Raw genomic sequence first — 12,087 nt, 5'->3', positions numbered from 1 at the left:
GGCCGCCGTCGAGGCCGACCACCTGCACGTCGCGCAGCAGCGCGGCGCGCGCGTCGCGCACGTCGGCCGGGAAGAAGCGGAATGCCGGCACCGCGTGCACCAGCCGCACCGGGCATTCGATCGCGCGGATCACGTCGCGCACCTGGCCCTCGGTCATGCGCACCGCGGTCGGCCGCGTCAGGCGCGCGTCGCTGCGCCAGACGTAGCCGCCGTCCGGCGCCGGCGCGAGGCCGCGCTCGACGATCGGCCGCGCGGCGGCCTCGTCCAGCCCGCCGGCGAGCAAGCGGGCGCGCACCGCGGTGGCGACGTCGGGAAACACGCGCCGCCGCGCCCCGGCGGGCTCGGCCAGCGCGGCGAACGCGTCCTGCAGGCGGCGCGCGGTGGCGTCCTCGGCTTCGACCAGTCCGCCCAACGCCTCGATCAGCGCGAGCCTGGCGACGCGCCCTGGCGCACCCGCGGCGACCAGCGTCGCCGTCGCCCCGCCCATCGAGTGCCCGAGCAGCGAGAAGCGCGACCAGCCCAGCGCGTCGGCCGCCGACAGCACCGCACGCGCGGCGTTGACCAGCGTGTACTCGGCCGACGGCGGCAGGTGCGCACTGGCGCCGTGGCCCGGCAGGTCGAGCGCGACCAGGTCGAGGCCGTCGAGGTGCGGCGCCAGCGGGCCGAAGCTCGCCGCGTTGTCGAGCCAGCCGTGCAGCGCGAGCACCGGCGTGCCGCCGTGGCCGAAGCGCAGCGCGGCCAACCGGCCGAACGGCGTGTCGAGGTGGATCTCGCGCACGTCAGCCGAGCGCGCGACGCGCGATGTCGGCCAGCACGCGCGCATGCGCCGGCGAGTCGTTGAGGCAGGCGATGTAATGCATCCGGCCGCCGGCCCGCGCGAACTCGTGCGCGAGCATGTCGGCGACTTCCTCCAGCGTTTCCAGGCAGTCGACCGCGAAGCCCGGCGCGACCACGTCGATGTCGTGCACGCCGCGCGCGGCCAGCTGCTGAAGCGTGTCGCGCGTCGACGGGCCGATCCACTTCTCGCGGCCGAACTGCGACTGGTAGGCCAGCGACCACTGCGCGCGCTCCAGGCCGAGCGCCTGCGCGATCGCCGCCGACGAGGCCTCGCACTGGCGCTGGTACGGATCGCCGCGGCGGATGAAGCGCTCGGGCAGCCCGTGGTAGGAGAACAGCAGGTGGCGCTCGCCGCTGCTGCCTTCGCGCGCGGCGCGGATGCTGTCGGCGACCGCGGCGATCCAGTTCGCGTCGAGGTGGTAGTCCTCGACCACCTCGGGCTTGATCACGTCCAGGCACGCGGCCACGTCCTCGACCGAGGCGGTGGTCGACGTCGAGTACTGCGGATACAGCGGCAGCACCAGGATGCGCGCGTAGCCGTCGGCTTCCAGCCGCGCCAGCGTGCCGTGCAGCGAGGGGCGGCCGTAGCGCATCGCGTCGACCACGTGCAGCTCCGGCAGCTGCGTCTGCACCGCGCGCGCCAGCCGCCGCGTGTACACGGCCAGCGGCGAGCCGCCGTCCTCGCCGTCGATCCAGATCGAGGCGTACTTCTTCGCCACCGGTTTCGCGCGCAGCGGCAGGATCACGAAGTGCAGCAGCGGGCACCAGATCCAGCGACTGAGGTCGACGACGCGGTGGTCGTGCAGGAATTCCGACAGGTAGCGCCGCACGTCGCGTGGCGTCGGCGCGTCGGGCGTACCGAGGTTGGCGAGGACGAGGGCGGTGCGCGGGGCGTCGGTCATCGCCATAGCATGACAGCGCGTCGCCGCGCCCCGCACGCGCGCGACGGCAACGCCGCGTGCCGGCAACGCGGTTGCTTGATATTCATCCCCGCATCACTAGCCTGAACCCCCCGTTCACCGGTACCGACCATGGATCGTCTGCCCCGCTTCTCCGGCCTCGTCCTCGCCCTCGGCCTCGCCGTCGCCGCGCCCGCCTTCGCCGGCCCCGCCGAGGACGCCCGCGCCCGCGACGCGCTGCGCGTGCTGCAGGAGATCCGCAAGATTCCCGAGTCGTCGATCCCGGACAAGCTGCTCGACGAGGCGCGCGCGATCGTCGTGGTGCCCGACACGCTGAAGATCGGGCTGGTGGTCGGCGGCCGTCGCGGCCATGGCCTGATGGCGGTGAAGAACCCCGACGGCACCTGGTCGCAGCCGGCGTTCGTGAAGCTCACCGGCGGCTCGATCGGCCTGCAGGCGGGCCTACAGTCCTCCGACCTCGTACTGGTGTTCCGCGGCGAGCGCGGCGTCGATTCCATCGTCAACGGCAAGGTCACGCTGGGCGCGGACGCGTCGGTCGCCGCCGGCCCGGTCGGCCGTAGCGCGGGCACCGCCACCGACGGCCAGCTCAAGGCCGAGATCTGGTCGTGGTCGCGCGCCCGCGGGCTGTTCGCCGGCATCGCGCTCGACGGCGCGGTGCTGCAGATCGACGACACCGCCGACCAGCTGGCGTATGGCGACGGCACCACGCCGCGCATGATCTTCGAGGGCCGCACGCGCGCGCCGGCATCGACGTCGCTGGTGAATTTCCGCGACGCGCTCGAGGAGGCCACCGCCGCCGCCCGCGCCGAGCGCGGCACCGCGGCGCCCGCTGCCGTCGCGAACGCGGCGCCGGCGAGCGCGGCTGCGAGCACCAGCACCGCGGTGCCCGCCGCTGCGCCGGCCGATCCGACGCCGCAGCCGTTCCAGAACGCGGAACCCGCGGTGAAGGCCGAACCGCTGCCGTAAATCGGCCGCGGGCGCTGCGTTATCCTGCGCGTTCTACTTTCGAAGCGAGCAGCGCCATGGGCAGCTGGAGCATCACCCACTGGTTGATCGTGCTGGTGATCGTCGTCGTGATCTTCGGCACCGGCCGCCTGAAGTCGGCCGGCAAGGACATCGGCGACGCCGTGCGCGAGTTCAAGAAGGGCGTGCGCGGCGACGACGAGGCCCAGCGCCTGCGCGACGAGCGACGCGACGCGGACGCTGACCTGCGCGGCCGCGACACCTCCGACGTCGATCGCGACCGTCGCTGACCGCCGCATCGCGGCATGTTCGACATCGGCTTCTCCGAGCTGCTGGTCATCGCGCTGGTCGCGCTGGTGGTGCTCGGCCCCGAGCGCCTGCCCAAGGCCGCGCGGCTGGCCGGCATGTGGATGCGCCGCGCGCGCGCAGTGGCAGTCGGTGAAGTCCGAGCTCGAGAACGAACTGGCCGACGAGGACATGCGCCGCAGCATCCTGCGCGCCCGCGAGGAGCTGCGCGAGGCGCAGGACGCGCTGCGGGCCGACGGCGCGCGGCTGCGTGCGCAGCTCGCCGACGTGGAGGCCCGCATGACCGAGGCGCCCGCCACGCCGGCCGCGATCGACGCCCCGCTGCGGCACGACGGCGCCAGCGATGCGCCTGCCGCCCCGGCCGGCGACGACGGCGCGCCTGCGCTGCCGTCGACTGCCGCGGACACCGACCTGCCGCCGAGCACGCCCGCGAATGAGCAGCGCTGACGCGCACCTGCCCCCGCCGCCCGACGCGCCGCGCCTGCTCGACCACCTGATCGAACTGCGCGCGCGGCTGCTGCGCGGCGCGCTGGGCGTGATCGTCGCCTTCGTCGCGCTGATGCCGTTCGCCGCGAAGCTCTACACGCTGCTCGCGCATCCGCTGCTCAAGACGCTGCCGCAGTCCGGCCACCTCGTGGCCACCGACCCGGCCGGCGGCTTCTTCGTGCCGATGAAGCTCGCCTTCATGACGGCGCTGTTCGTCAGCGCGCCGTGGCTGCTCTACCAGGCCTGGGCGTTCGTCGCGCCCGGCCTGTACAAGCGCGAGAAGCGCGTCGCGCTGCCGCTGCTGGTGTCGGCGGTGCTGCTGTTCTATCTCGGCTGCGCATTCGCGTACTTCGTGGTGCTGCCGGCGGCGTTCGGCTTCCTCGCGAAGTTCACCCCCGACGTCGTCGCGCAGACGCCGGACATCGGCAAGTACCTCGACTTCGTGTCGGTGATCTTCCTGGCCTTCGGCGCGAGCTTCGAGCTGCCGGTCGCGCTGGTGATCCTGGTGCTGCTGGGCTGGGTGACGCCGGCGCAGCTGCGCGAATGGCGCGGCTACGCGATCGTCGGCATCTTCGTCGTCGCGGCGGTGATCACGCCGCCGGACGTCGTCTCGCAGCTCATGCTCGCGGTGCCGATGTGCCTGCTCTACGAGGCCGGCATCGTCGCCTCGCGGCTGGTGGCGCGACGCTGAGGCTCAGGCCTCGATGCCGTGGTACACCGGCGGCGGCGCATCGGGGCTGCCCTGCATCTGCTTCCAGGCGATGTACATCGCGCCGGTGATCACCGGCATCAGCACCGCCATCGTCACCAGCTGCACGATGACCTGCATCGCGAACGCGCCGGCGATCGCGCCGATCACCGCGGCTAGCAGCAGCACCAGTACCTGCAGCGCGACCGCGGCGATCGCGGTGAGCAGGAAGAACACCAGCATCGCCGGCAGGTTGCGCAGGCAGGCGCGGAAGCTGGTGCCCATCGCGGCGAAGGCGCCGCGGTCGGTGAACATCATCTCGGGCAGCGCGGTGAAGGTGAAGAAGCCGGTCAGCACGCCGATCGCCACCGCCAGCGCGAGCCACAGCAGGATGCGGCGCACCGGCAACTGCGCGACCAGCGCCGGATCCGGCTGCGCCTGGCCCTGCAGCTTCTCCAGCGTGCCGACCATCGATTCGAGTTCGGCCGGCCCCACCAGTACGTACAGCAGCAGCACCAGCAGGATCACCGCCGCCACCTGCGGCAGCAGCGTGGCGAGCAGGCGCGGCGCCTTGCCCTCCTGCAGGCCGCGCAGCAGGTGGCCCGGCGTGGCGGGGCGGCCGGCGTCGACCTCGCGCGCGGCATACACCATGCCCGCCAGCAGCAGCGGCCCGAGCACGATGAAGACCAGCTGCAACAGCATGGCCGTCTCCGGCGAACGCTGCAGCGACAGGTTCGCGAGCAGGCCGAGCAGGCCGAACAGCAGGCCCAGCGTGCCCAGCCCCATCGGCGAGCGCCGCAGCAGGCGCAGCCCGCCGATCAGCCATTCGGCGCCGGCGCTGGCGGGGAGCTTGTGGATCGTGGTCATGGCGGTATCCGGAAGACGTCAGGTGCGGGCGCGGGCGAGCCGCGCGAAACGGCGCAGCTCGCGGCGCGCATGCGGGGTCGCACTCACGCCGCGCTCGGTGGAAACGGCGCAGCGGCCCTCGCCGTGCAGCGCCTCGCGGCGCGCCCGCACGTAGCCGCGCATGTGGGTGGTGCTGAATTCGGGATGGAACTGCACGCCCCAGACGTGCTCGCGCCAGCGGTAGGCATGCACCGGATCGTGGTCCGAGCGCGCCAGCAAGGTGGCGCCGTCGGGCACGCGCAGCACCGACTGCAGGTGCGTGGCCTGCGCGGCGAAGCGCTCCGGCAGGCGCGCGAACAGCGCATCGTCGTTCGACGGCGCGAGCCGCTCGATCTCCACCGTGCCCATCTCGCGCCCGGCCGGATGCCAGCCCACCTCGCCGCCGAGCGCGTGCGCGATCAGCTGGTGGCCGTAGCAGATGCCGAACAGCGGCAGTCCGGCATGCGCGGCGTCGGCCAGCCACTCGGCGGTGCGCTCGCTCCAGTCGCGGCGGTCGGTGACCATCGCGCCCGAGCCGGTGACGATCACGCCGGCGAAACCCTCGCGGCGCGGCAGGGCTTCGCCCCGTTCGACGTCGACGACCACCGCTGCATCGCGCGGCAGGCCGGCGGCGGTGCGGATCCAGTGCGGGAATCGGCCATGCCGTTTCATCGACGCGACCGGCTGGCCGGTCTCGAGGATCAGCACGGGCGGTGCGCCGGGCGACGGTTCGGCCGCGGGCACGGAGTCGGGCGCCCGGCCGGTGTCGGCCGTCGCGGAAATGCCGGAGCGGGAAGTCGGCGCCATGGACGGCACGATGCGATCAGGAGCGGGCAGCACGCGCGCGCATGCGGGCCCGGAAAAGGAGGGAAAAACGCCGTCGCTATACTAGCCCGCTTTCCGCGGCCCCGTACGGAACGCAGCATGCCGGCCCCCACGTTCCAGGAACTCATCCAGCGCCTCAACGCCTTCTGGGGCGACAAGGGCTGCACCCTCATCCAGCCGCTCGACCTCGAGGTCGGCGCCGGCACCTTCCATCCCGCGACGTTCCTGCGCGCGCTCGGCCCGGAGCCGTGGAACGCGGCCTACGTGCAGCCGTGCCGCCGTCCCACCGACGGCCGCTACGGCGAGAACCCGAACCGCCTGCAGCGCTACTACCAGTACCAGGTGGTGATGAAGCCGTCGCCGCCGAACATTGTCGAGCTCTACTTCGATTCGCTGAAGGCGCTCGGCGTCGACCCGCAGGTGCACGACCTGCGCCTGGTCGAGGACAACTGGGAATCGCCGACGCTCGGTGCCTGGGGCCTCGGTTGGGAGGTCTGGCTCAACGGCATGGAAGTCACGCAGTTCACCTACTTCCAGCAGGCCGGCGGCCTGGAATGCCGCCCGGTGCTCGGCGAGATCACCTACGGGCTCGAGCGCCTGTGCATGTACCTGCAGAACGTCGACAACGTGTTCGACCTCGTCTGGACGATCGGCCCGGACGGCACGCCGGTGACGTACCGCGACGTCTACCACCAGAACGAGGTCGAGCAGAGCGCGTACAACTTCGAATACGCCGACGTCGCCGAACTGTTCCATCGCTTCGATGCCTGCGAAGCCGAAGCGCTGAAGCTCATCGAACTCGGCCTGCCGCTGCCGGCCTACGACCAGGTCTGCAAGGCCTCGCACAGTTTCAATCTGCTCGACGCGCGCCGCGCGATCAGCGTGACCGAGCGCCAGCGCTACATCCTGCGCGTGCGCAAGCTGGCGCAGGGCGTCGCGCAGGCCTACTTCGCGCAGCGCGAGAAGCTCGGCTTCCCGGGGCTGAAGAAGCCGGCGGAGGCCGCATGATCCTGATCGGCCTGTTCGATTCGCCGTTCACCCGGCGCGTGGCCATCGCGCTGGCGCTGCGCGGCATCGCGTTCGAGCATCGCGCCTGGTCGGTCGGCGCGGACTTCGACCGCATCCGCGAATACAGCCCGCTCGGCCGCGTGCCGGTGCTGGTGCTGGACGACGGCGATGCGCTGGTGGAGTCGTCGTCGATCCTCGACTGGATCGAGCACGAGACGCCCGGCCTGCCGTTGCTGCCGCCCGGCGGCCAGGACCGCCGCGAAGCGCTGCGGCTGATCGGCCTCGCCAGCGGAGCCGCCGACCGCGGCGTCGCGATGGTGCTCGAGCGCCTGTTCCATTCCGAGGCGAAGCGATCGCAGGCGCTGCTCGATCGCGGCATCGCGCAGATCGAAGGCGCGCTCGGCGCGCTCGACGCGGCCTGCGCCCGCCGCGACGGCCCGTGGCTCGTCGGCGAATCGATGACGCTCGCCGACATCACGGTGGCCTGCTACGCCACCTACCTGCAGGACGCGATGCCCGCCGACCTCGCGCGCTGGCCCGCGCTCGCCGCGCACGTCGCGCGCTGCGAGGCGCTGGATGTCTTCCGCGCGCATTACGCGCCGTTCTACCTGCCGCAGCCCAAGGGCGCCGAGGCCACCCCCGCATGAAGCCGCTCCTGATCGAACTCGGCACCGAGGAACTGCCCGTCAAGGCATTGCCGGGCCTGGCGCAGTCGTTCTTCGACGGCGTGGTCGCCGGGCTGGACAAGCGCGGCATCGCGCTCGACCGCAGCGGCGCCAAGCCGCTCTACTCGCCGCGCCGCCTCGCCGTCGCGCTGCCGGGCGTCGCCGGGACGCAGCCGGACCAGAAGTCGGAAGTGCTCGGCCCCTACGTCAACATCGCGCTCGACGCGAACGGCGCGCCGACGCGCGCGCTGGACGGCTTCGCTCAGAAGGCCGGCGTCGACTGGACGCAGCTCGAACGCACGACCGACGCCAAGGGCGAGCGCTTTGTGCACCGCTCGGTGAAGCCGGGCGCATCGACCGCATCGCTGCTGGGCGAGATCCTCGCCGAGGCGATCGCCGGCATGCCGATCCCCAAGCCGATGCGCTGGGGCGCGAACGACTTCGGCTTCGCGCGCCCGGTGCACTGGCTGGTCGTGCTGCTCGGCGGCGACATCGTCGACGTCGAACTGCTGGGCGTGAAAGCCGATCGCATGAGCCGCGGGCACCGCTTCATGGCCGACAAGCCGGTGTGGTTCACCGACCCCGCCGATTACGTCGAATCCCTGCGCACCGCGAAGGTGCTGGTCGATCCCGACGAACGCCGCGGCCGCATCCGCGCCGAGGTGGAACGCGCGGCGCAGGCCGCCGGCGGCGTGGCGCGCATCGAGCCCGGCATCCTCGAGGAGGTCAACGGCCTCGTCGAATGGCCGAAGGCGGTGGGTTGCAGCTTCCCGCGCGAGTTCCTGCGCGTGCCGCAGGAAGCGCTGATCGCGACGATGGAAGCGAACCAGAAGTTCTTCCCGGTGCTGGATTCCAGCGACCGCCTGTCCGAGCATTTCGTCGGCATCGCCAACATCGAATCGAAGGACGAGTCGGAAGTGCGCAAGGGCTACGAGCGCGTGATCCGCCCGCGCTTCGCCGATGCCGGCTTCTTCTTCGACGAGGACCTCAAGCGGGGCCTGACGTCGATGGGCGAGGGCCTGTCGAGCGTGACCTACCAGGCCAGGCTCGGCAGCGTGGCCGACAAGGCCGCGCGCATCGCCGCGCTGGCCGGGTCGATCGCGGCGGAGGTCGGCGTCGATCCCGCGCTCGCGCGACGCGCCGCGCTCGTGTCCAAGACCGACCTGCAGTCGCGCATGGTCGGCGAGTTCCCGGAGCTGCAGGGCATCGCGGGCCGCTACTACGCGCTGCACGACGCGGCGCTGGCCGATCTCGGCGACGCCGCGCGGTTCGAACTCGCGCAGGCACTGGACGAGATCTACATGCCGCGCTTCGCCGGCGACGACATCGCCACGTCGAAGCTCGGCCAGGTGCTGGCCATCGCCGAACGCCTCGACACGCTCGCCGGCGGCTTCGTCGCGGGGCTGCGCCCGACCGGCAACAAGGACCCGTTCGCGCTGCGCCGCAACGCGCTGGGCCTGGCGCGCACGCTGCTGGAGGGCGGGCACGACCTGATGCTGCACGGGCTGGTCGAGCGCGCGGTCGCGCTGCAGCCGGTACAGGCGCCCGATGTGGGCGCCTACGACATCACCCACTTCGTCTACGACCGCCTGCGCGGCTACTACGCCGACCGCGGCGTCACCCCGCAGCAGTTCGACGCGGTGCTCAACGCCGTGCACGAATCGCTGCCGGACTTCGACGCGCGCCTGAAGGCGATCCGCGAGTTCGCCGCGCTGCCGGAGGCCGAGGCGCTCGCCGCTGCGAACAAGCGCATCCGCAACATCCTGCGCAAGGCCGAGGGCGAGGTGCCGACGACGCTCGATCCGTCGCTGTACACGGAAGACGCCGAGCGCGCGCTGGCCGAGGCCGTGCAGTCGGCGATCGCCGACACCGAGCCGATGCTCGACCGCCGCGACTACGCCGGCACGCTCGCGCGCCTCGCGCAGCTGCGTCCGGCGGTCGACACGTTCTTCGACAAGGTGATGGTCAACGTCGACGACGCCGCCGTGCGCCGCAACCGCCTCGCGCTGCTGCAGCGCCTCGCGGACCGGCTCGGCAGCGTGGCGGCGATCGAGCACCTGTCGGTCTGAGGCGCGGCCGTCGCGAACGGCCGCGCACCTCCGCCGGGAGCCGCGGCGCCCGGGGTGTCCGCGGACGCGTGCGTGAAGCGGTCATCACGGCCGCTTTGACACGGCCATCGCTATCCTGACCCGATGCCGACTTTCCCCCGCGGCCGGCGCGCCGTTCCGTTCCTGCTGCTCGCCTGCGTGGCGAGCCCCGCGGCGTGGGCGGCGCGCATCGCGCGCGTCGACATCAGCGGCGTCGACACCATCATCGAGACCAACATCCGGCAATCGCTGACGATCAGCGACGAGACCGGCGAGGACATCACCGACCGCCGCCTCGACTACCTCATCAAGCAGGTCGAGCCGGAAACGCGCGGCGCGCTGGAGCCGTTCGGCTACTACGCGCCGACGGTGCGGGTGACGCGCGACGGCGAGGTGCTGCGCATCGACGTGACGCCCGGCCCGCCGGTGACCGTGCGGCGCGAATCGGTGCGCGTGGACGGCGCGGCCGGCGACGACGCGCCGGTGCGCGAGGACGTCGACGCGTTCCGGCCGATCGCCGGGGAGATCCTCGACCACGCGGTGTACGAGGCGAGCAAGACGCGCATCTCGCGCGTGCTGGCCGAGCGCGGTTATTTCGACGCCGACCTCACCGCCCACCGCGTCGAGGTCACGCGCGCCACGCAGTCGGCCGACATCGACCTGCTCTGGCGCAGCGGCGAGCGCTACCGCATGGGCGCGGTGTCGTTCACGCAGGCGCCGACATCGGTGGTGGACGACGCGCTGCTGCGCAAGCTCGTGCGCTGGCGGCCCGGCACGCCGTACCACCAGGACCGCGTCGAGCGCCTGCGCGAATCGCTGCAGCGGCTCGATTACTTCTCGGCGATCGACGTGGCGCCGCTGCCCGACAAGGCGGTCGACCGCGAAGTGCCGGTCGAGGTCACGCTGACGCCCGCCAAGCGCAGCGTCTACACCGCCGGCCTGAGCTACGGCTCGGACAGCGGCGCCGGCGTGCGCCTCGGCGTCGACCGTCGCTACCTCAACCGGCGCGGCCACAAGGCCACCGCGCAGCTGGACTTCGCGCAGCGGCGCAAGACGCTCACGCTCAACTACCGCATCCCGGCGTTCGCCTGGCTCGACGGCTGGTACACATTCGCGCTGCAGGCGGCCGACGAGCAGACCGACTTCATCGACAACCGCCGCGTGGAGTTCCTCGCCAGCCGCAGCGGCCGCGTCAACCGCAAGCTCGAGGCCGTCGTCGGCCTGCACGTGCTGCGCGAGCGCTGGGCCTATGCCGCGGAGGACGACGGCGATCCGTCCACGCCGCCGGATTACCGCTACGCCTCGTTCGCGTATCCCTCGTTCGACGCGACCTACGTCGATGTCGACGATCGCCTGATGCCGCGCCGCGGCTTCGGCGCGAACGCGTTCGTGCGCGGCGGCCGGGGCAGCGTCGGCGGCGACAGCGGGCTGCTGTTCGCGCAGGCCCACGCCGCCGTGAACTGGTACCGCGGGCTCGGGCCGCTGAGCCGGCTGATCACACGCGGCGAGCTCGGGCACACGTGGAGCGACGCGCCGGTCGGCACGCTGCCGCCGTCGCTGCGTTTCCATGCCGGTGGCGAGCGCAGCATCCGCGGCTACGGCTGGCGCGTGGTGGGGCCGCGCGTGGGCAACGACGGCCAGCGCTTCGCCGTCGGCGCGCGCAACGTCGTCACCGCCAGCGCGGAGTACGAGCAGTACCTCAACGACCGCTGGGGCTATGCCGTGTTCGTCGACACCGGCAGTGCGTTCAACCGCCGGCCCGACATGCACACCGGCGTCGGCGTCGGCGTTCGCTGGCGCTCGCCGGTGGGGCCGGTTCGCATCGATGTCGCGCACGGGCTGAACTCGCCCGACTCGCCGTTCCAGATCTACCTCGGCCTCGGAGCGGAGCTTTGAGCCGCCTGCCCGACGCCACGCCGACGCCGGCCGATGCGCCGACGCCCGACGAGCGCGAGGCGCGCATCCGCGAGCTGCGTGCGAAGCGCCGGGCGCGCATGCGCCGGCTCGCGCTGCGCAGCGGCATCGGCACCGGCGTGGTGCTGCTGCTCGTCGGCGTGTTCGCGTACTGGCTGCTCACCACCATCGCCGGGCGCGATCTGCTGCTCGCGCAGATCAAGGCGCGCCTCCCGGCCGATGCGTCGCTGACGTGGACACGCGCGGAAGGCCCGGCTTCGGGCCCGATGACGCTGCACGGCGTGCACTTCCGCTGGAAGAAGCTCGACTTCGTCGCGCGCCGCGTGGTGCTGGACCCCGCGCTGCGTCCGCTGCTCGGCCGCAAGCTGCGACTCGACGCGCTGCAGGTCGACGGCGCGACGCTGGACCTGCCGCCGAGCGATAAGCCCTTCGAGCTGCCGCGCTGGCCCGACTCGCTGCCGCAGATCACCGTGCCGCTGGCGCTGCAGGCCGACGACATCCGC

12 protein-coding genes and 2 pseudogenes are annotated in these 12,087 nt (G+C 72.5%); 10 read left to right on the top strand and 4 right to left on the bottom strand.

Annotated elements, in window-relative coordinates; all coding sequences use genetic code 11:
• Positions 1-778 (bottom strand): alpha/beta fold hydrolase (locus E4F61_RS11640; protein ID WP_238382905.1); only part of this gene is annotated, 778 nt, incomplete at its 3' end.
• Position 779: 1 nt separating this feature from the next.
• Positions 780-1,739: a ferrochelatase gene (hemH, locus tag E4F61_RS11635; protein ID WP_133479827.1), complete on the bottom strand. Its 960-nt coding sequence runs from the start codon at positions 1,737-1,739 to the stop codon at positions 780-782.
• Between the two features lie 138 nt (positions 1,740-1,877).
• Between hemH and E4F61_RS11630 the strand changes: the two genes are divergently transcribed.
• The 5 genes and pseudogenes from E4F61_RS11630 (at position 1,878) to tatC (ending at position 4,203) form a co-directional block, all read left to right on the top strand.
• Positions 1,878-2,723 carry a lipid-binding SYLF domain-containing protein gene (locus E4F61_RS11630; protein WP_133479829.1) on the top strand — a complete coding sequence of 282 codons (846 nt, stop codon included), beginning with the start codon at positions 1,878-1,880 and terminating at the stop codon, positions 2,721-2,723.
• A 56-nt stretch (positions 2,724-2,779) separates the two neighbouring features.
• Positions 2,780-3,010 (top strand): Sec-independent protein translocase subunit TatA, encoded by a 231-nt coding sequence (tatA, locus tag E4F61_RS11625; protein WP_133479826.1) that lies wholly within the window; start codon positions 2,780-2,782, stop codon positions 3,008-3,010.
• A gap of 15 nt (positions 3,011-3,025) precedes the next feature.
• A pseudogene (locus E4F61_RS15065) lies at positions 3,026-3,094 on the top strand (twin-arginine translocase TatA/TatE family subunit); the annotation flags it as partial.
• 64 nt (positions 3,095-3,158) lie between these two features.
• Entirely contained in the window at positions 3,159-3,473 is a 315-nt protein-coding gene (locus E4F61_RS11620) for a hypothetical protein (RefSeq protein WP_425480152.1), read from the top strand.
• Positions 3,460-4,203: a twin-arginine translocase subunit TatC gene (gene tatC / locus E4F61_RS11615; RefSeq protein WP_133479825.1), complete on the top strand. Its 744-nt coding sequence runs from the start codon at positions 3,460-3,462 to the stop codon at positions 4,201-4,203. The genes E4F61_RS11620 and tatC overlap by 14 nt, the downstream gene beginning before the upstream one ends.
• Before the next feature lie 3 nt (positions 4,204-4,206).
• On the opposite strand, the gene E4F61_RS11610 is transcribed toward tatC, so the two are convergent.
• Both E4F61_RS11610 and E4F61_RS11605 read right to left on the bottom strand, forming a co-directional pair.
• A complete protein-coding gene (locus E4F61_RS11610; RefSeq protein ID WP_133479824.1) occupies positions 4,207-5,067 on the bottom strand; it encodes a BPSS1780 family membrane protein in 861 nt (286 codons plus the stop codon).
• A gap of 18 nt (positions 5,068-5,085) precedes the next feature.
• Positions 5,086-5,892: a glutamine amidotransferase gene (locus tag E4F61_RS11605; protein WP_133479823.1), complete on the bottom strand. Its 807-nt coding sequence runs from the start codon at positions 5,890-5,892 to the stop codon at positions 5,086-5,088.
• Between the two features lie 117 nt (positions 5,893-6,009).
• Here E4F61_RS11605 and glyQ point away from each other — a divergent pair, with 117 nt between their 5' ends.
• The 5 genes and pseudogenes from glyQ to E4F61_RS11580 all read left to right on the top strand — a co-directional run.
• The gene (glyQ, locus tag E4F61_RS11600) at positions 6,010-6,918 is read left to right on the top strand and encodes a glycine--tRNA ligase subunit alpha (protein ID WP_133479822.1); all 909 of its coding nucleotides are present in this window, start codon (positions 6,010-6,012) and stop codon (positions 6,916-6,918) included.
• Positions 6,915-7,565, top strand: coding sequence for a glutathione S-transferase family protein (locus E4F61_RS11595; protein WP_133479821.1), 651 nt, complete (start codon positions 6,915-6,917; stop codon positions 7,563-7,565). Before glyQ ends, E4F61_RS11595 begins: the two co-directional genes overlap by 4 nt.
• Positions 7,562-9,652: a glycine--tRNA ligase subunit beta gene (glyS, locus tag E4F61_RS11590; RefSeq protein WP_133479820.1), complete on the top strand. Its 2,091-nt coding sequence runs from the start codon at positions 7,562-7,564 to the stop codon at positions 9,650-9,652. Before E4F61_RS11595 ends, glyS begins: the two co-directional genes overlap by 4 nt.
• A gap of 123 nt (positions 9,653-9,775) precedes the next feature.
• Positions 9,776-11,566 carry an autotransporter assembly complex protein TamA gene (locus tag E4F61_RS11585; RefSeq protein ID WP_133479819.1) on the top strand — a complete coding sequence of 597 codons (1,791 nt, stop codon included), beginning with the start codon at positions 9,776-9,778 and terminating at the stop codon, positions 11,564-11,566.
• Positions 11,563-12,087, top strand: a pseudogene (locus E4F61_RS11580) (translocation/assembly module TamB domain-containing protein); the annotation flags it as partial. The gene E4F61_RS11585 and the pseudogene E4F61_RS11580, both read left to right, overlap by 4 nt.

The organism is Cognatilysobacter segetis (assembly GCF_004359965.1).
Classification (GTDB): domain Bacteria; phylum Pseudomonadota; class Gammaproteobacteria; order Xanthomonadales; family Xanthomonadaceae; genus Cognatilysobacter; species Cognatilysobacter segetis.
The sequence above is the reverse complement of the archived record's forward strand: the minus strand, read 5'-3'. Positions and strand labels throughout refer to the sequence as shown.